Origin of the sequence: Pseudomonas sp. ATCC PTA-122608 (assembly GCF_001952855.1) — a bacterium.
GTDB lineage: Bacteria > Pseudomonadota > Gammaproteobacteria > Pseudomonadales > Pseudomonadaceae > Aquipseudomonas.
This window is the reverse complement of the sequence record NZ_LPNO01000013.1, coordinates 381,682-399,676: the sequence shown is the minus strand read 5'-3', so window position 1 is coordinate 399,676 and position 17,995 is coordinate 381,682. Positions and strand designations below refer to the sequence as shown.

The following is a 17,995-nucleotide window of genomic DNA, read 5'->3' as shown; positions in this document are numbered from 1 at the left end:
ATCGACATGAAACTGTCATCCCCCGCGCCTAAATTGGCTCGTGTATTGCTGACCTAGACCAACACCTTCGCAATCGTTCATAAAAACGCAGCGTTGAAAACGCCCAAAGGAGCTTCGGATGAAACAGCTTTTCCTGGCATCACTGTTAGGCTCGACCATTGCCATGTGCACCGCCGCCATGGCTGCTGATACCGATTTGAAAACGCTCGAAGCCGCCGCGAAAGCGGAAGGCGCCGTCAACAGCGTCGGCATGCCCGATGACTGGGCCAACTGGAAAGGCACCTGGGAAGACCTGGCCAAGATCTATGGCCTCAAGCACATCGACACCGACATGAGCTCGGCCCAGGAAGTCGCCAAGTTTGCGGCAGAAAAAGACAACGCCAGCGCCGACATCGGCGACGTCGGTGCAGCCTTCGGCCCGATCGCGGTGAAACAGGGCGTAGTGCAACCGTACAAACCGACTACCTGGGCACAAGTCCCGGATTGGGCGAAAGACAAAGACGGTAACTGGGCACTGGCCTACACCGGCACCATCGCCTTTATCGTCAACAAAAAGCTGCTGCACGGCTCCGAAGCCCCAAAAAGCTGGGCTGACCTGAAGACCGGCAAATACAAGGTTTCCATCGGTGACGTGAGCACCGCCGCCCAGGCTGCCAACGGCGTACTCGCCGCTGCACTGGCCAACGGTGGTGACGAGAAGAACATTCAGCCTGCATTGCTGATGTTCGCCGACATCGCCAAGCAAGGCCGCCTTTCGCTGGCCAACCCGACCATCGCCACCATGGAAAAAGGCGAAGTGGAAGTGGGCGTGGTCTGGGACTTCAACGGCCTGAGCTACAAAGCCAAGATGGCCAACCCGGATGACTACGTGGTGCTGATCCCGTCGGACGGCTCGGTGATTTCCGGCTACACCACCATCATCAACAAATACGCCAAGCACCCGAACGCCGCCAAGCTGACCCGCGAATACATCTTCAGCGATGCCGGCCAGACCAACCTGGCCCGTGGCAACGCGCGGCCGATTCGTGCCGAACACCTGACCTTGCCAGCCGACGTACAGGCCAAGCTGCTGCCTAACGAGCAGTACAAGAAAGTAACGCCGATCAAAGACGCCGACGCTTGGGAGAAAACCTCCAAGGCACTGCCGCAGAAGTGGCAGGAAGAAGTCATCATCAATATGCAATAAGGCTGTAACCCACATTGGAGATCCGCTGGAGATCCAATGTGGGAGCGGGCTTGGGTGGGAGCGGGCTTGCTCGCGAAAGCGCAGTGTCAGTCAATACATGTGTGACTGACCCACCGTCTTTGCGAGCAAGCCCGCTCCCACAAAAGCCCGCCCCCACACTTAACTGCGTTCCCTCAGGGGAAATTGAGTCAAGCCTATTTGTTGCGGAGCCCCAGCCCCTATGAAGCACAACGTCATCCTTGTCGTGCTCGACGGCCTGAATTACGAGGTTGCCCGACACGCCATGGGGCACTTGCAGGCCTACGTCGGCGCAGGACGCGCAGCACTGTACAAACTGGAATGTGAACTGCCGGCCCTGTCCCGGCCCCTGTACGAATGCATCCTCACCGGCGTCCCGCCGATCGAAAGCGGCATCGTCCACAACAACGTCTCGCGCCTGTCCAACCAGCGCAGCATTTTCCATTACGCCACCGACGCCGGATTATCCACCGCAGCGGCGGCTTATCACTGGGTCAGCGAGTTGTATAACCGCAGTCCCTTCATCGCCGCCCGCGATCGTCATACCAACGACCCGGCACTGCCGATCCAGCATGGGCATTTTTACTGGAATGACCATTACCCGGACTCGCACCTGTTTGCCGACGCCGAAAGCCTGCGCCTTAAACACGCGCCGAATTTCCTGGTGGTGCACCCGATGAACATCGACGACGCCGGCCACAAGCACGGCCTCGACACCCCGCAATACCGCAACAGCGCACGCTCGGCCGACATCATCCTCGCCGACTACCTGCAAGGCTGGCTCGACGCCGGCTACCAGGTGCTGGTGACGGCCGACCACGGCATGAACAACGACCGTTCCCACAACGGCCTGCTGCCGGAAGAACGGGAAGTGCCACTGTTTGTGCTGGGTGATGCCTTCAGCTTCGACACCCACGCCACGCCCAAGCAAACCGAGCTGTGCGGCACCGTCTGCGAGCTGCTGGGTGTGACCCACGACAAACCTGTATGCCGGGAGCTGTTGAAGTGAATTCAGTGATCCGCGGCAAATGGCTGGCTGCCTTGTGCCTGGTGCCCTTCGCCCTCTTCTTTATCGTGTTCGAGATCGCCCCGCTGGTGTGGGTGATGATCAGCAGCGTCCAGTCGGAAGAGTTCGGCTGGGGCCTGGCCAACTTCAGCAAGATCTTCAGTTCGAAGTTCTACCTGCAGGCAATCCAGTACAGCCTGGAGATCAGTTTTTACTCCAGCGTGTTCGGGATCATCATCGCCGTGCTGGGCAGCTACTCGCTGCGCCGGGTGGACGGACGGCTGCGCAATTTCGTGACCGCATTCGCCAACATGACCAGCAACTTTGCCGGCGTGCCATTGGCCTTCGCGTTCATCATCCTGCTGGGGTTCAACGGCAGTATCACCATCATGCTCAAGCAGGCCGGGATCATTCAGGACTTCAACCTGTACTCCAAGACCGGCCTGATCATCCTTTATACGTACTTCCAGATTCCCCTCGGCGTGCTGCTGCTCTACCCGGCCTTTGACGCGTTGCGCGAAGACTGGCGCGAATCCGCTTCATTGCTCGGCGCGGACGGTTGGCAGTACTGGCGGCATATCGGTTTGCCGGTGCTGACCCCGGCTCTGCTGGGCACCTTCGTAATCCTGCTGGCCAACGCCCTCGGCGCCTACGCCACGGTGTACGCGCTGACTACCGGCAACTTCAACGTGCTGCCGATCCGCATCGCGGCGATGGTCTCCGGCGACATCTCCCTGGACCCGAACATGGCCAGCGCCCTGGCCGTGGTGCTGGTGGCGCTGATGACCGTGGTGACCGTGGTCCATCAACTGCTGCTCAAGAGGAGCTACCATGTCTCGCGCTGAACCTGGCTCGGCCGCCCTCTACCACCGCGTTGTGGTGTACCTGTTGTTTGCGATCCTGGTGCTGCCGTTGCTCGGCACCCTGGTCTACTCCATCGCCAGCAGTTGGTCGGCAACCATCCTGCCGTCCGGTTTTACCTTCAAGTGGTACATCCAGCTGTGGAGTGACCCGCGCTTCCTGAATGCCTTCGGCCAGTCATTACTGGTGTGCGTCGGCGCGCTGATCTTGTCAGTGGTGCTGATCCTGCCGCTGCTGTTTGTGGTGCATTACCACTTTCCGAAACTCGATGCGCTGATGAACATCCTGATCCTGCTGCCCTTCGCGGTGCCGCCGGTGGTGTCGTCGGTGGGGCTGTTGCAGCTCTACGGGTCGGGACCGTTTGCGATGGTGGGTACGCCGTGGATCCTGATCGGTTGCTACTTCACCGTGGCGCTGCCGTTCATGTACCGCGCGATCACCAACAACCTGCAAGCGATCAACCTGCGGGACCTGATGGACGCCGCCCAACTGCTCGGCGCCAGCACCTTCCAGGCCGCGTTCCTGGTGGTACTGCCCAACCTTCGCAAGGGTTTGATGGTGGCGTTGCTGCTGTCGTTCTCGTTCCTGTTCGGTGAGTTCGTGTTCGCCAACATCCTGGTGGGCACCCGCTACGAAACCCTGCAGGTGTACCTCAACAACATGCGTAACAGCAGCGGCCACTTCACCAGTGCCCTGGTGATCTCCTATTTCTTCTTTGTGCTGGTGCTGACCTGGGCCGCCAACATCTTGAACAAGGACAAAAGCCAATGAGCTTCGTCAGCGTCCAACACCTGCAAAAAGGCTACGCCGGCACGCCGGTGTTCAGTGACATCAACTGCGAAATCGCCAAGGGCGAATTCGTCACCCTGCTCGGCCCGTCGGGTTGCGGCAAGTCGACCCTGCTGCGCTGCATCGCCGGCCTGACCTCGGTGGACAGCGGGAAAATCCTGCTGGATGGCCAGGACATCGTCCCGCTGAGCCCGCAGAAACGGCATATCGGCATGGTGTTCCAGAGCTACGCGCTGTTCCCCAACATGACCGTGGAACAGAACGTCGCCTTCGGCCTGCGCATGCAGAAGGTCAATGCCGACGACAGCCACAAACGCGTGCAGGAAGTGCTGCAACTGGTGGAGCTGAAAGAACTCGCCGGACGCTACCCGCACCAGATGTCCGGCGGCCAGTGCCAGCGCGTGGCCCTCGCCCGTTCCCTGGTGACGCGCCCGCGCCTGTTGCTGCTGGATGAACCGCTGTCGGCCCTTGATGCACGGATTCGCAAGCACCTGCGCGAACAGATTCGCCAGATCCAGCGCGAGCTGGGCCTGACCACCATCTTCGTGACCCATGATCAGGAAGAAGCCCTGACCATGTCCGACCGGATCTTCCTGATGAACCAGGGCAAGATCGTGCAGAGCGGCGATGCCGAGACCCTCTACACCGCGCCGGTGGATGTGTTCGCTGCCGGGTTTATCGGCAACTACAACCTGCTGGATGCCGACAAGGCCAGCAAACTGTTGCAGCGCCCGATCACCGGGCGCATCGCCATTCGCCCGGAAGCCATCGAACTCAGCCGCAGCGGCGAACTGGACGCGCTGGTGCGCAGCCACAGCCTGTTGGGCAACGTGATTCGCTACCGCATCGAAGCCCGTGGGGTGGAACTGGTGGTCGATGTACTCAACCGTTCGGCCGACGATTTGCACCCCGACGGTCAGCGATTGGCACTTTCCATCGACCCAAGTGCGTTGTGTGAAGTAGCCTGACGCACGATTTATTTGAGAGAGCGTGACTGATGGCATTGGTAATTTTTGATCTGGACGACACCCTGATCCACGGCGACTGCGCCACCCTGTGGAGCGAGCAGATGGGCCGCTTGGGCTGGGTGGATGGCGAGTCGTTCATGCGCAAGAACGACGAACTGATGGCGGCCTACAGCCGCGGCGAGCTGGCCATGGAGGACTACATGGACTTCAGCCTTGAGCCGATGATCGGGCGCACGCCGGAAGAGATCGAGCACCTTGTTGAGCCGTGGGTGGAAGACGTTATCGAGCCGCTGATCTACAGCGAAGCCACGCGGACTATCGCCCGGCACCGCCAGAATGGTGACCGGATTTTGGTAATCTCGGCGTCGGGGACGCACTTGGTCAAGCCGATTGCGGCGCGTATTGGCATCGATGAAGTGCTGGGGATCGAGCTGGACGTTGCTCATGGGGTGTACAGCGGCAAGACCACCGGTGTACTGACGTACCGCGAAGGCAAGATCACCCGCCTGATGGAATGGCTGGAGCAGGAAGGTGAGCACCTTGATGGGGCGTACTTCTACTCGGATTCGCGCAATGATTTGCCGCTGTTGCTGAAGGTGGAGAACCCGCAGGTGGTGAATCCGGACCCGGTTTTGCGGGCGCATGCTGAGAAGGCTGGGTGGCCGATTCATCATTGGGTCTGACGGTTTGCGCTGGTTTGAGGTGAGTACATATCCGTTGTTTAGGTAACGGCCGCTTATGGTTCCGCTCTTACAGCGGCTCACTTTTGAACAGCGCAAAAGTAAGCAAAACGCTCTGCCCCGCCTGTCGGCACCTCGCCTAGGCTCGGTGTTCCCTCACTCCGGCACCGCGAAGCGGGCCGCCGCGACGGGCCATCCATGGCCCGGCGCGGCTAAACCGGCGTCCTGCCGGTTTACCCGCTCCGCAATACCTGCGTTCGGCCTCGGGCTGAATGGGGCAGTCAGATCAAAAGCAGATCAAAAGCAAGAGCACAGCGGCCTACCGGCCGGCTTGAGTGTTAAAAGCGAAAGCAAAGCTGCTTTTCTGTAGGAGCGAGCTTGCTCGCGAAAAACCTGAGGGCGCCGCGTTCATTCAGGATGCCAGCGTCATCGTTAACGGCCTTCGCGAGCAAGCCCGCTCCCACATTTGGACCGTGCCCGCTTTAGCTTCTGATTTTGCTGTTGCCTTTGCTTCACCACACTCAAGCCGGCCGGTAGGCCGCTGTGCCCTTGATCTGCTTTTGATCTTGATCTTAGGCGCCCCGTTAAACCACGCTGGCCGAACGCAGGCTTTGGAGCGTGGGTAACCTGGCAGGACGCCAGGTTAGCCGTCCTGGGCCAAGGATGGCCCATGACGGCGGCCCACGGTCCAAAGCCGGAGTGAGGGCACACCGAGCCTAGGCGAGGTGCCGAGTGGTGGGGCAAGAGCGTTTTGCTTACTTTTGCGCTGTTCAAAAGTGAGCCGCTGTAAGAGCGGAACCATAGGCCGTCGTTACCTAAATAACGGATATACACCCAGCCCAACTCCCCCCCAACACAAATGATGCATCTGAAATCAGGTCAGACTCTCGTCAATCACCAACACCAGCTTCCCGGAAATCTGATTAGTCGCCAGTTCCGCAAACGCAGCCTCGGCATCCTTGATCGCAAACGTCTTGGCCAATTGCGGACTCAAACGACCCTCGGCAAACAACGGCCATACATGCTGGCTCAAGTCACTGAACAGGTCAGCCTTGAACTGATCATCCCGGCTACGCAACGTCGACCCCAACACCTGCACACGCTTGGCCAACACCTGCGCAAAATCGATCTGCGCCTCACGCCCCCCCATCAACCCAATCAACACCCAGCGCCCATCACGCGCCGCCAGCTTGAGATTCAGCGCCGCGTAATTACCACCCACCGGGTCAAGAATCACATCGAACGGTCCAAAATCACTCAGCCCCTCGATGCCGTCAGTACGTACCACACCCCCCTGAGCCCCCAGCGCTTCACAGTACGCCAAGCGGTCCGCCGACCCCACACTGACCCAGCACGGGCTACCAAACGCCTTGCACAACTGAATCGCCGCCGACCCCACGCCACTGGCGCCAGCATGCAACAGCACCTTCTCCCCAGGCTTGAGGCTCGCCAGCTGGAACAGATTCAGCCACGCAGTGCTGTACACCTCGGGCAACCCGGCAGCTTCCACCAGCGACACGCCCTCAGGCACCGGCAGCACATGCCGCGCATCCACCACCACTTCTTCAGCCATCCCGCCGCCAGCCAACAAGGCGCAAACGCGATCACCCACTTGCCACGACGAACCAGCACCGACTTCGCTGATCACCCCGGAACACTCCAGGCCCAGCACCTGACTGGCTCCTGGAGGCGGTGGATAGAGCCCTGACCGCTGTAATAAATCGGCCCGATTCAGGCCCGCAGCCGCCACACGAATGCGAACTTGGCCTACATCACATGTAGGACTCGGCTCATCTTGCCACTCCACATGACCTTCAACGCCTTGCAATGCTTTCACAGTGCCTCCATAGTGAGTCTGGACTGAGCCCGTTGCTGTAGCGCCGGGCTTTTTGCATTATGCGACCGGCCCATATGGAACCGGCGACTTCAAAGACGGCCTAATATGCGTTATCAATTGCCCCCGCGTCGAATCAGCATGAAGCATTTGTTCCCCAGCACCGCCCTCGCTCTTTTTATTGGTATCGGCCTTCTGCCGCTATCGAGCAATACGTTCGCAGCCAACAGCTGGGACAATCTTCAGCCTGATCGCGATGAGGTGATTGCCAGCCTTAACGTCGTTGAGTTGCTCAAGCGCCATCATTACAGCAAGCCGCCGCTGGACGACGCTCGCTCGGTGATCATTTACGACAGCTACCTCAAGCTGTTGGATCCCTCGCGCAGCTATTTCCTGGCCAGTGACATCACCGAGTTCGACAAGTGGAAGACGCAGTTCGACGACTTCCTCAAGAGCGGTGATTTGCAGCCCGGCTTCACTATCTACAAGCGTTACCTGGACCGCGTCAAAGCGCGTCTGGACTTCGCCATTGGTGAGCTGAACAAGGGCGTCGACAAGCTCGACTTCACCAAGAAAGAGACCTTGCTGGTTGACCGCAAGGACGCTCCTTGGCTGACCACCGAAGCCGAACTGGACGACCTGTGGCGCAAACGCGTCAAGGATGAAGTCCTGCGCTTGAAGATTGCCGGCAAAGAGCCGAAGGCTATTCAGGAACTGTTGACCAAGCGCTACAAAAATCAGCTGGCACGTCTGGATCAGACCCGTGCCGAAGATATCTTCCAGGCCTACATCAACACCTTCGCAATGTCCTACGACCCGCACACCAATTATCTGTCACCAGATAACGCGGAAAATTTCGATATCAACATGAGTCTGTCGCTGGAAGGCATCGGTGCCGTCCTGCAAAGCGATAACGACCAGGTGAAAATCGTGCGTCTGGTGCCGGCAGGTCCTGCCGACAAGACCAAGCAGGTTGCTCCGGCCGACAAGATCATCGGTGTGGCCCAGGCCGACAAAGAGATGGTCGACGTGGTCGGCTGGCGTCTGGATGAAGTGGTCAAGCTGATCCGCGGTCCGAAAGGCAGCGTGGTGCGCCTGGAAGTGATTCCGCACACCAACGCGCCGAACGACCAGACCAGCAAGATCGTGTCCATCACCCGTGAAGCGGTGAAGCTCGAAGACCAGGCCGTCCAAAAGCAAGTCCTCAACCTCAAGCAGGATGGCAAGGACTACAAGCTGGGCGTGGTTGTGATCCCGGCGTTCTACCTGGACTTCAAAGCGTTCCGCGCCGGTGATCCGGATTACAAGAGCACCACTCGCGACGTTAAGAAAATCCTGACAGAACTGCAGAAGGAAAAAGTCGACGGCGTGGTCATCGACCTGCGCAACAACGGCGGCGGTTCCCTGCAGGAAGCCACCGAGCTGACCAGCCTGTTTATCGACAAGGGTCCGACCGTGCTGGTGCGTAACGCTGACGGCCGTGTAGACGTGCTGGAAGACGAGAACCCGGGGGCCTTCTACAAAGGGCCGATGGCGTTGCTGGTCAACCGCCTCTCGGCATCGGCTTCGGAGATTTTCGCCGGCGCGATGCAGGACTACCACCGGGCGCTGATTATCGGCGGCCAGACCTTCGGCAAAGGCACCGTGCAGACCATCCAGCCGCTGAACCATGGCGAGCTGAAACTGACCCTGGCCAAGTTCTACCGGGTTTCCGGGCAGAGCACCCAGCATCAGGGCGTACTGCCGGATATCGATTTCCCGTCGATCATCGACACCAAGGAAATCGGCGAGAGCGCCCTGCCCGAGGCCATGCCGTGGGACACCATCCGTCCTGCGATCAAGCCGGCGGTGGACCCGTTCAAACCGTACGTCGCGCAGTTGAAAACTGATCACGATACCCGCTCCGCCAAGGATGCCGAGTTCATCTTCATCCGCGACAAACTGGCCCTGGCCAAGAAGTTGATGGAAGAGAAAACCGTCAGCCTGAACGAAGCCGACCGTCGCGCGCAGCACACCGACATCGAGAATCAGCAACTGGTGCTGGAGAACGCCCGCCGCAAGGCCAAAGGCGAAGCCCCGCTCAAGGAACTGAAGAAAGAAGACGAAGACGCGATCGCCGCCGAGCCTGATAAAACCAAGCCGGAAGATGATGCCTACCTGAGCGAGACCGGGCGCATCCTGTTGGACTACTTGAAAATCAGTAAGACGGTGGCCAAGCAGTAAATGATGGCAATTTAATGTGAACGCTCTCCGGAGTGTCATCAAATAGACATCATTCTGTCGTGAAATGAAGGACCTGCCCAAGCAGGTCCTTTTTTTTCGACCGAGAAAATCATGACCATGACCGAACAGCTGAATGCATTGGGCTCAATCCTGGCTCAAGGTAGTTTGCACAGCCTGTTCCAACCGATCATTTCTCTGTCCGAGCGACGCGTGGTCGGTTACGAGGCCCTCAGCCGTGGCCCGTCCAACAGCCCGCTGCACTCGCCTATCGCGCTGTTCTCCGTTGCCCGCCATGCCGGGCGCCTCAGCGAGCTGGAGATGGTCTGCCGGGAAAGTGCCTGCCGACGGTTCAGCGACCAGAAGCTACCGGGCAAGCTGTTCCTTAACGTCTCGCCCGAATCCCTGCTGGAAACCGCGCACCAGCCCGGCCGCACCCTGCAACTGCTCAGCGATTTCGGCATCCCGCCCAGCCAGGTGGTGATCGAACTGACCGAGCAAACCCCGACCGACGACTTTCAACTGCTGCAAACCGCGCTGCATCATTACCGCGACATGGGCTTTTCGATTGCCCTGGATGACCTGGGTGCCGGCTATTCCAGCCTGCGGCTGTGGTCGGAATTGCGCCCGGACTACGTGAAGATCGACCGGCATTTTATCGACGGCATCCACCAGGACGCCCTCAAGCGCGAATTTGTCGGCTCGATCCTGCAAATCGCCAAGGCCTCCCGGGCCCAGGTCATCGCCGAAGGCATCGAATTGCCGGAAGAGTTGGCGGTGCTCACCGAGATGGGCGTCGACCTGGTGCAGGGCTACCTGCTCTGCCGCCCCCAGGAACATCCGCCGCAGGAAGCCCGGCTGATGCTGCCAAAGCCGGACAGCGCCAACGTCGCGCTGAATGACGAAGGCAGCGACCTCAGCGCCCTGCTCAACGAACAACCGGCGGTGGGCCAGCACACCGCCACGGCGCAGGTGCTGGAAGCCTTCCGGCGCCAGGCCAACCTCAACTCCCTGGCGGTGCTGGATGAGCGTGGCCATCCAATCGGCATCGTGCATCGGCACTCGTTGTCGGACGCCCTGCTCAAGCCGTTTGCTACCGACCTGTTCGCCCGCAAGCCCATCAGCCGTTTGATGAGTGATGACTTCCTCGCCGTGGAGCTGAGCCAGTCCTTGCAGCAAGTCAGCCGCCTGCTCACCAGCCGCGCACGCCAGCGCATCGAGGAAGATTTCATCATCACCCTCAACGGTGATTACCTGGGGCTGGGCCGGGTGATCGACGTGCTCAAGCTGATTACCGAGCTGAAAATCCAGCAGGCGCGCTACGCCAACCCGCTGACCTTGCTGCCGGGCAACGTACCGATCCAGCAGTGCCTGACGCGGTTATTGCAACAACAGCGTGAGTCAGTCATCTGCTACGTGGATATCGACAGCTTCAAGCCATTCAACGATATCTACGGCTATGGCCGCGGCGATGAAGTGCTGCTGTGCCTGGCGCAATGCCTGAACGACCGGGTAGACCCAAGCCGCGACTTTGTCGGGCATATCGGCGGTGATGATTTTTTGCTGGTGTTGGGGCCGCAGGATTGGCGCAAGCGGCTTAACCAGCTGCTGGACGACTTCCACACCCAATGCCGGCGCTTCTATCGCAGCGAGCATCTGGACGCGGGCTGTTTCGTTGCACTGAACCGCCAGGGTGTGCGCCAGGAATTTGCGTTGCTGTCGCTGTCCATCGGCGTGGTGCATTTGTATCCACAGGCCTGTGGACAACTCGATGCCAGCCAATTGGCAGAACTGGCCTCGCAAGCCAAGCACCACGCGAAGAACGTGGCGGGCTACAGCATTCATGTGATCGACAGTCTGCAGCTGGGCCAGGCAGAACCGGAGTCGCTCTAGGTCAGAGTTGTTCCAGGCGAATCTGCGCCAGCGGGTGACCGGCCCGGGCGGCGATTTTCCACCAGCGTGCCGCTTCCAGCGGATCCGGTGCCTTGCCAAGGCTGCCCGCGAGGCTCAACACCCCAATCTGGTACGCAGCCTTGCCATCTCCGGCCTGGGCCGCCAGCCGCAACAGCCGCACGCCCTCTTCACGGGCGCCGAGGCCCTTGCCGCGAAACGTCAGGATATGTCCGTAGAAACTCTGTGCCCCTACGTCGCCCAGATTGGCCATGCGTGCGAACTGACCTTCAAGCCATTGCCAGCAACGCGGCTGCCGCATGAACCAGGACCAATGAAACAATTTGCGCGCCAGCCAATAACTGACATACGCCTTAAGCTTCCAAAACACTAAGCCTCCGCTGACTCGGGATAATCGTACTCAAACACCCGCACTACCTCCGATGCGTGCCACGACGCTGCGGCCACGCCATCGGACGGCCCGCAGAAGCGTCCAAGACGCTCCACACATTCAAAGAAACCGGTACGTGGCAGACGGCTGGCGCCCTGGCTAATCACCAGGGAACTGCGCAGCGGTTGGTCGGCCTTGGCATCCAGCGCCGCCAGGTGTTCCAGCGCGGCCGTCAGGGTCTGCATGGCCGGCGTGGGAAATTGCAGACGCTCCAGCAATGCGCGGTAGGTCAAGAGATGGCGCTGTCGGCGCGCCTGATCAAGTTCGTTGATTAACCCATCCCAATGCTGACGGCTGATGCGTACGCTCACGTTTCGTCCCTCCAACCTGCGACGCCCAGTTCCCAGGCCAGGCTGCGGCGGATGGCTGCGTCCGGCTGGCGTTCACCACTTTCGATCAAGCCCAGGTAAGACGGGCTGATGCCCACTGTGCGCGCCAGAACCTCGATGGCCAGGCCCTTGGCCTCGCGCAGGCTTCGCAGCTGCTCCAGGGGGCGTAGATCGGGTTCGGCAGCTGTTTGGCTAAGGGTCGAAGCAGGAGGTGTTGGCTGTTGCTGCCCGGCGGCTTTTAACAGCGCCTGATACTGAGCCCATGGCAGAACCGCATATTCGGGTTCGCCATCCTTTCTAATTATCTGAATATCCATGAATGCCCCGTAGGATCACAACACTTACTTCGTAAGTACTTTCCTTAGGAGTGTAATCCTAACAGCCACAAAGAGCGCAGGGGGATATTCGCAAGCTTCAGTTTTTTTTCAGGTGTTCCTGCTCAAGCAACAGAGGCGTCGCTGGCAGGCGCTCAACCACCGCGAGCTTCTCCGGGACCTGACGCTCGCGCCAGGCGCGAAACGCGCTCAGTTCACCGTTCAGGGTCTTCATGACCCACGCCAGCACGGCGATGTCGTCGAGCATGCCGAACACCGGGATAAAGTCCGGGATCGCATCAATCGGGCTGAGGAAGTACATCAGCCCCGCCACCACCGAAATCAGCGCCTTGGGGCTGATGGCCCGGTACTCGCCGCGCCAGTAGGCCAGGCACAAGGCCTGGAGCAGTTTGAGGTCGTCCTTGAGCTTGCCCAAACGGTTGCCCTGGCTCGAGCCTTTGGCGGCAACGGCGAACAGCAATGTAGGCAAGCGCCCTCGGCCAAGCAGGCGGGCGGCCATGGGCAGGAAACGGGTGAAATTAAACGGTGCTTTCATCGTCACTCCAGTTCCAGGCGACAGAAAAGGTTATCCACACAAATTGTGGATAACCTTGTGAACAGAGCCTATTTTCCAGGCTGAAAGCCACGTAATACAAGGCCTACAGTCAGATCGGGCGTTTTTTGCGCACATAAAAAAAACCCAAGAATTCATTGACTTGGAGATAATCTGCGTCTACCCGTACTCAGGTCTTTTATCAGACTGCTCTAGACCGCGTGGGTTCGGTTGATTTTGGCCGGGATCCAAATGGAAAAGTTATGCACAGGCCAGAAACAACAACGCCCCGTCGAGACGGGGCGTTGTGTGTTCAGGCGCTGATTACTTCTTGGCAGCCGGTGCAGCCGGTGCAGCCGGTGCGTCAGGTGCGTCAGGTGCTTCAGCCTTGGACGGGTCCTTGATGGCCAGCAGTTCCAGGTCGAATACCAGCACGGAGTTGGCTGGAATCGCCGGGCTCGGGCTCTGGGCACCGTAGGCCAGGTCGGACGGGATGTACAACTCGACCTTCTCGCCAACGTGCATCAGTTGCAGGCCTTCGACCCAACCTGGAATCACGCCGCTGACCGGCAGGTCAATCGGGCTACCGCGATCCACGGAGCTGTCAAAGGTGGTGCCGTTGGTGAGCTTGCCGGTGTAGTGAACAGTCACTACGTCGGTAGGCTTGGGTTGAGCACCGTCAGCTTTCTTCACGATCTTGTATTGCAGACCGGAAGCAGTGGTGACAACGCCGTCTTTCTTGGCGTTCTCTTCGAGGAATTTCTTGCCGGCGGTTGCCGACTCTTCGCTCATCTTGGCCATACGCTCTTCAGCACGTTTTTGCAGTGCGGCGAAGGCTTCGACCAGCTCGTCGTCTTTCAGCTTCTGTTCTTTCTTGCCGACGGCATCTTCGATGCCTTGGGCTACGGCTTTGGAGTCCAGGTCATCCATGCCTTCTTGAGCAAGGCTTTTGCCCATGTTCAGGCCGATACCGTAGGAAGCTTTTTGCGCCGGGGTTTTCAGCTCTACGCTGGTTTGCGAATCACAACCCGCAAGTACCAGGCTAACCAGGGCCACCGCCGCCGCCAACCGATGCTGTTTCATGCTATTTCCTTGTTCGTGTGCCAAAAGGGCATTCGAGTAAAGTCGCGAGCTTATCAGGCGGCCACGACCAATGGCTACCGGCATGTGAGCAGGAAATTTCTGATAAGTTCACGTGTTTAAAAGCATTTTCATTCAATCCACGACCCTGCAACGGACAGCTGGAGCGCTGGAACCAAGCTCATGGCCACTTGCCGCACTGCTGGCCTGATGGCATAAGAACGCTAGAACTCGACAAGGATAGTTATCTTGCGCATTTTTTCCCGTGTTTTGCTGATGATTTTCATACTGCTGGGCCTGATCCTGGCGGTGGTGCTCTATTACGTGGTCAACCCGAAGCTGCCGGTTTACGTGCCGGTGCAACAGGTGCATTACCAGGATCAATGGAGCGCCGCAGATCGCCAGACGTATTACTTCACGCCCCAGGGCACCCAGGTCAAGGGCCTGCGCTATGACTGGTTCACCGCGCTGGAACTGCCGTTCTCCGAACAGCGTTTCGCCACACCCGAATACCTGGCGCGCTTCGGTTTCCTGGTAGACCCCAAGCAGGTGCCCACCGCGCAAAACCCCGGCAACCTGCCGGTGGGTTTCGCCCGGCATAAAAACCCTGGCAGCAATGATGAGTTCCTCGACATCACGTGCGCCGCCTGCCACACCGGCCAGTTGAACTTCAAAGGCCAGGGCCTGCGGGTCGACGGCGGCCCGGCGCAACATGTGTTGCCGTCCAGCGTACCGACCCTGCGCGGCGGCAGCTTCGGCCAGGCAATGGTCGCCAGTTTGGCCTCGACCTACTACAACCCGTGGAAATTCGAACGTTTTGCCCACACCGTGCTGGGCCACGACTACAACGACCAGAACGTCGCGCAACTGCGTCAGGACTTCAAGAAGTCCCTGAACAACTTTCTGAAAGTCGCCTGGAACGACACCCACCGCGGCCTCTACCCCACCGAAGAAGGCCCGGGCCGCACCGATGCCTTTGGCCGTATCGCCAACGCCAGCTTCGGCGACGCCATTTCCCCCGACAACTACCGCATCGCCAATGCACCGGTGGACTATCCGCAACTGTGGGACATCTGGACCTTCGACTGGGTGCAATGGAACGGCTCGGCCCAGCAACCCATGGCCCGCAATATCGGCGAAGCCCTGGGCGTCGGCGCCACCTTGGACTTCTTCGACAGCGCCGGTCAGCCGCTCCAGGGCGATGCGCGCTACGCCTCCAGCGTGCGGGTGCGGGACCTGAATACCATCGAAGAAACCCTGCAACGGCTCAAGCCACCCACCTGGCCTGAAGACCTGTTCGGCGCCATCGACAAACCACTGGCCGCCCAAGGCCGCGCGTTGTTCACCGAAAACTGCGCCGGCTGCCACGTACCGATAGTTTCCCAAGTCGATGGCCGCCCGGTGCGCCAGTTGAAAATGCTCCCGGTGGAAGTCATCGGCACCGACCCGACTACCGCCAACAATATCGCTGACCACCGCTTCGACCTCAGCGCCCTGCAATGGGACCCGGCGGAGTTGGCGAAAATGAACGTCGAACTGCACCCCACCCCCACCGCACCGCTGGACCTGCGCAGTATTTCTTCAGCCAAAGGCCTGGCGTACATCACCGCCTTTGTCGAAGACCACGCCTACCGTGCCGCCGGCGTGACACCTGCCGAACGTCCGCGCCTGGACGGCTTCGGCCTGCCCATCGGCGTGCGCGAATTGCGTGCCTACAAGGCACGGCCACTGGCCGGGGTATGGGCGACACCGCCGTTCCTGCACAACGGTTCGGTGCCGACGATCTATCAATTGCTCTCGCCTCAGGACGAGCGCAGCCCGACCTTCTATAAAGGCACCTTCGAATACGACCCGCGCCACCTGGGCTATCAAACCGCGGCGTTCCCCAACGCGTTCCTGTTCGATACGCGCATCACCGGCAACCACAACAGCGGCCACGAATTCCGTGCCGGGCAGCGTGGCAACGGGGTCATCGGCCGAGGCTTGCTGCCTCAGGAACGCTGGGCGCTGCTGGAATATTTGAAAGTGCTGGGTGGCCCGCTGGAACAGCAACTGCCCTGACCCAACCGACTTCGCAGAAAAGGATTTTTAAATGCTCGCTCGACTTTGGCTGCGCCTCGGCGCGTTTCTTGGCAAGACCCTGTTGTGGCTGTTGGGCCTGGGCCTGCTGGGCTGGTTGCTGTCCACCCTGTGGTTCGCCTGGCAACACAGTGGCCCGGTGTCGCCGGATGAACAGATTCCACCGGGTGAAGCCGCCATGACCCAGGGCATCATCCAGACCGCGGTGCGCATCGTCGACCAACATCGCGAAGGCACGCGTTACCTGCGGGATGCGCATGCCAAGGCCCATGGCTGTGTAAAGGCCGAGGTCAGCGTACTGCCGGACCTCGACCCGGCATTGCGCCAGGGGGTGTTCGCGGAGCCCGGCAAGACTTGGCAGGCGATGATGCGTTTGTCCAACGGCAATGCGTATCCGCAGTTCGACAGCATCCGGGATGCCCGGGGCATGGCGATCAAATTGCTGGATGTGCCAGGCAAGCAACTGCTCGCGGATCAGCAAGCGCGGGGTGAGCAGGACTTTGTGATGTTCAGCCATCCGAACTTTTTTGTCAGTGATGTGGCGGAGTATGCGCAGAACGTTTCGGCTCAGGCGGATGGCAAGAAGGTCCTGGCGTTCTTCCCCGGGGTGGATCCGCGCAGTTGGCAGGTGCGGCATCTGTTTATCGCGCTGGCGACGTTGGCGCCGCCGCCGGTGAGTCCTACGCAGACGACTTATTTCTCGGTGTCGCCGTATAAGTTTGGGGCGGCGAATGCGAAGTTTCGGGTGGCGCCGGATCCCCAGGGGTGTCCTGCGTATGTGCTGCCCAAGCAGAATCAGGACCTGCCGAACTTTTTGCGCAGTGCGTTGAATCAGCAACTGTCGACGGACCGGGTGGCGGCGTGTTTTGTGTTGCAGATTCAGCGGCAGAATCCGCAGAAGTTTATGCCGATCGAGGACACCAGCATTGAGTGGAAAGAGAGTGATGCGCCGTTTGAGACGGTGGCCAAGGTGGTGATTCCGGCGCAGGATTTTGATACGCCGGCGTTGAATCTGGCTTGTGATAATCAGTCGTTTAATCCGTGGTTTGGGGTGGAGGCGCATCGGCCGATTGGGGGGATTAATCGGTTGCGTAAGGCGGTGTATGAGGCGGTCAGTGATTATCGGCATAGCCGGAATTTGTAGCTCTGCGGTGTTGGGTACATATCCGTTGCTGCGGTCAGGGCTGCTATTGGTTCCGCTCTTACAGCGGGTCACTTTTGGAAAAGAGCCCCAAAAGTAACCAAAAGGGCTCTTGCCCCACCACTCGGCACCTCGCTTGGGCTCGGTGTGCCCTCACTCCGGCTTTGGACCGTGGGCCGCCGCGATGGGCCATCCTTGGCCCAGCGCGGCTAACCCGGCGTCCTGCCGGGTTACCCACGCTCCAAAGCCTGCGTTCGGCCAGCGTGGTTTAACGGGGCGCCTAAGATCAAGATCAAAAGCAGATCAAGGGCACAGCGGCCTACAGGCCGGCTTGAGTGTGGTGAAGCAACAGCCAAATCAAAAGCTAAAGCTAAAGCGGGGGCACGGTCCAAATGTGGGAGCGGGCTTGCTCGCGAAGGTCGTTAACGATGACGCGGGCATTCAGGATGAACGCGGCGTTCTCAGGTTTTTCGCGAGCAAGCTCGCTCCTACAGAAAAGCAGCTCTGCTTTCGCTCTGGATCTTGCCTCTGCTTCTAACACTCAAGCCGGCCTGTAGGCCGCTGTGCTCTTGCTTTTGATCTGCTGTTGATCTTGA

At 59.7% G+C, this 17,995-nt stretch carries 16 protein-coding genes; 10 read left to right on the top strand and 6 right to left on the bottom strand.

Translation table 11 applies throughout. From position 1 onward, the window contains the following. Positions 1-118 precede the first annotated feature (118 nt). The 6 genes from AU074_RS14625 to AU074_RS14600 all read left to right on the top strand — a co-directional run bounded on the left by AU074_RS14625 (position 119) and on the right by AU074_RS14600 (position 5,511). Positions 119-1,186, top strand: a complete 1,068-nt coding sequence (locus AU074_RS14625; protein WP_076015304.1) for an ABC transporter substrate-binding protein — start codon at positions 119-121, stop codon at positions 1,184-1,186. Positions 1,187-1,406: 220 nt separating this feature from the next. Continuing rightward, positions 1,407-2,213, top strand: coding sequence for an alkaline phosphatase family protein (locus AU074_RS14620; protein ID WP_076015303.1), 807 nt, complete (start codon positions 1,407-1,409; stop codon positions 2,211-2,213). Beyond that, on the top strand, positions 2,210-3,055 hold the full coding sequence (locus AU074_RS14615) for an ABC transporter permease subunit (RefSeq protein ID WP_076015302.1): 846 nt from the start codon (positions 2,210-2,212) through the stop codon (positions 3,053-3,055). Before AU074_RS14620 ends, AU074_RS14615 begins: the two co-directional genes overlap by 4 nt. Beyond that, the gene (locus AU074_RS14610; protein ID WP_003219747.1) at positions 3,042-3,842 is read left to right on the top strand and encodes an ABC transporter permease; all 801 of its coding nucleotides are present in this window, start codon (positions 3,042-3,044) and stop codon (positions 3,840-3,842) included. The genes AU074_RS14615 and AU074_RS14610 overlap by 14 nt, the downstream gene beginning before the upstream one ends. Further along, positions 3,839-4,828, top strand: a complete 990-nt coding sequence (locus AU074_RS14605) for an ABC transporter ATP-binding protein (protein WP_003219745.1) — start codon at positions 3,839-3,841, stop codon at positions 4,826-4,828. Before AU074_RS14610 ends, AU074_RS14605 begins: the two co-directional genes overlap by 4 nt. A 29-nt stretch (positions 4,829-4,857) precedes the next feature. Continuing rightward, positions 4,858-5,511, top strand: coding sequence for an HAD family phosphatase (locus AU074_RS14600; protein WP_076015301.1), 654 nt, complete (start codon positions 4,858-4,860; stop codon positions 5,509-5,511). An 871-nt stretch (positions 5,512-6,382) separates the two neighbouring features. Here the strand turns inward: AU074_RS14600 and AU074_RS14595 are convergent. Next, positions 6,383-7,345 carry a zinc-binding dehydrogenase gene (locus AU074_RS14595; protein WP_076015300.1) on the bottom strand — a complete coding sequence of 321 codons (963 nt, stop codon included), beginning with the start codon at positions 7,343-7,345 and terminating at the stop codon, positions 6,383-6,385. A 138-nt stretch (positions 7,346-7,483) separates the two neighbouring features. On the opposite strand from AU074_RS14595, the gene AU074_RS14590 reads away from it, so the two are divergent. Next, positions 7,484-9,565 (top strand): carboxy terminal-processing peptidase, encoded by a 2,082-nt coding sequence (locus tag AU074_RS14590; RefSeq protein ID WP_173860379.1) that lies wholly within the window; start codon positions 7,484-7,486, stop codon positions 9,563-9,565. A 111-nt stretch (positions 9,566-9,676) separates the two neighbouring features. Next, positions 9,677-11,455, top strand: coding sequence for a bifunctional diguanylate cyclase/phosphodiesterase (locus tag AU074_RS14585; protein WP_076015298.1), 1,779 nt, complete (start codon positions 9,677-9,679; stop codon positions 11,453-11,455). A 1-nt stretch (position 11,456) separates the two neighbouring features. On the opposite strand, the gene AU074_RS14580 is transcribed toward AU074_RS14585, so the two are convergent. The 5 genes from AU074_RS14580 to AU074_RS14560 all read right to left on the bottom strand — a co-directional run bounded on the left by AU074_RS14580 (position 11,457) and on the right by AU074_RS14560 (position 14,182). After that, positions 11,457-11,843 carry a tetratricopeptide repeat protein gene (locus tag AU074_RS14580; protein WP_076015297.1) on the bottom strand — a complete coding sequence of 129 codons (387 nt, stop codon included), beginning with the start codon at positions 11,841-11,843 and terminating at the stop codon, positions 11,457-11,459. After that, positions 11,843-12,214 (bottom strand): hypothetical protein, encoded by a 372-nt coding sequence (locus AU074_RS14575; RefSeq protein WP_010166435.1) that lies wholly within the window; start codon positions 12,212-12,214, stop codon positions 11,843-11,845. The genes AU074_RS14580 and AU074_RS14575 overlap by 1 nt, the downstream gene beginning before the upstream one ends. Further along, on the bottom strand, positions 12,211-12,549 hold the full coding sequence (locus AU074_RS14570) for a helix-turn-helix transcriptional regulator (protein ID WP_076015296.1): 339 nt from the start codon (positions 12,547-12,549) through the stop codon (positions 12,211-12,213). The genes AU074_RS14575 and AU074_RS14570 overlap by 4 nt, the downstream gene beginning before the upstream one ends. 97 nt (positions 12,550-12,646) lie before the next feature. Next, positions 12,647-13,102, bottom strand: a complete 456-nt coding sequence (locus AU074_RS14565) for a YkvA family protein (RefSeq protein WP_076015295.1) — start codon at positions 13,100-13,102, stop codon at positions 12,647-12,649. 321 nt (positions 13,103-13,423) lie between these two features. After that, positions 13,424-14,182 carry an FKBP-type peptidyl-prolyl cis-trans isomerase gene (locus AU074_RS14560; protein WP_076015294.1) on the bottom strand — a complete coding sequence of 253 codons (759 nt, stop codon included), beginning with the start codon at positions 14,180-14,182 and terminating at the stop codon, positions 13,424-13,426. A 246-nt stretch (positions 14,183-14,428) separates the two neighbouring features. On the opposite strand from AU074_RS14560, the gene AU074_RS14555 reads away from it, so the two are divergent. Both AU074_RS14555 and AU074_RS14550 read left to right on the top strand, forming a co-directional pair. Then, on the top strand, positions 14,429-16,240 hold the full coding sequence (locus AU074_RS14555) for a di-heme-cytochrome C peroxidase (RefSeq protein ID WP_076015293.1): 1,812 nt from the start codon (positions 14,429-14,431) through the stop codon (positions 16,238-16,240). A gap of 31 nt (positions 16,241-16,271) precedes the next feature. Continuing rightward, positions 16,272-17,402, top strand: coding sequence for a catalase family protein (locus tag AU074_RS14550; protein ID WP_076015292.1), 1,131 nt, complete (start codon positions 16,272-16,274; stop codon positions 17,400-17,402). The last annotated feature ends 593 nt before the right edge of the window (positions 17,403-17,995 follow it).

Coding starts and splice junctions, on each gene's coding strand:
- AU074_RS14565 (WP_076015295.1), bottom strand. CDS start 13,102: ATGAAAGCACCGTTTAATTTCACCCGTTTCCTGCCCATGGCCGCCCGC.
- AU074_RS14585 (WP_076015298.1), top strand. CDS start 9,677: ATGACCATGACCGAACAGCTGAATGCATTGGGCTCAATCCTGGCTCAA.
- AU074_RS14605 (WP_003219745.1), top strand. CDS start 3,839: ATGAGCTTCGTCAGCGTCCAACACCTGCAAAAAGGCTACGCCGGCACG.
- AU074_RS14560 (WP_076015294.1), bottom strand. CDS start 14,182: ATGAAACAGCATCGGTTGGCGGCGGCGGTGGCCCTGGTTAGCCTGGTA.
- AU074_RS14590 (WP_173860379.1), top strand. CDS start 7,484: ATGAAGCATTTGTTCCCCAGCACCGCCCTCGCTCTTTTTATTGGTATC.
- AU074_RS14610 (WP_003219747.1), top strand. CDS start 3,042: ATGTCTCGCGCTGAACCTGGCTCGGCCGCCCTCTACCACCGCGTTGTG.
- AU074_RS14600 (WP_076015301.1), top strand. CDS start 4,858: ATGGCATTGGTAATTTTTGATCTGGACGACACCCTGATCCACGGCGAC.
- AU074_RS14625 (WP_076015304.1), top strand. CDS start 119: ATGAAACAGCTTTTCCTGGCATCACTGTTAGGCTCGACCATTGCCATG.
- AU074_RS14620 (WP_076015303.1), top strand. CDS start 1,407: ATGAAGCACAACGTCATCCTTGTCGTGCTCGACGGCCTGAATTACGAG.
- AU074_RS14550 (WP_076015292.1), top strand. CDS start 16,272: ATGCTCGCTCGACTTTGGCTGCGCCTCGGCGCGTTTCTTGGCAAGACC.
- AU074_RS14570 (WP_076015296.1), bottom strand. CDS start 12,549: ATGGATATTCAGATAATTAGAAAGGATGGCGAACCCGAATATGCGGTT.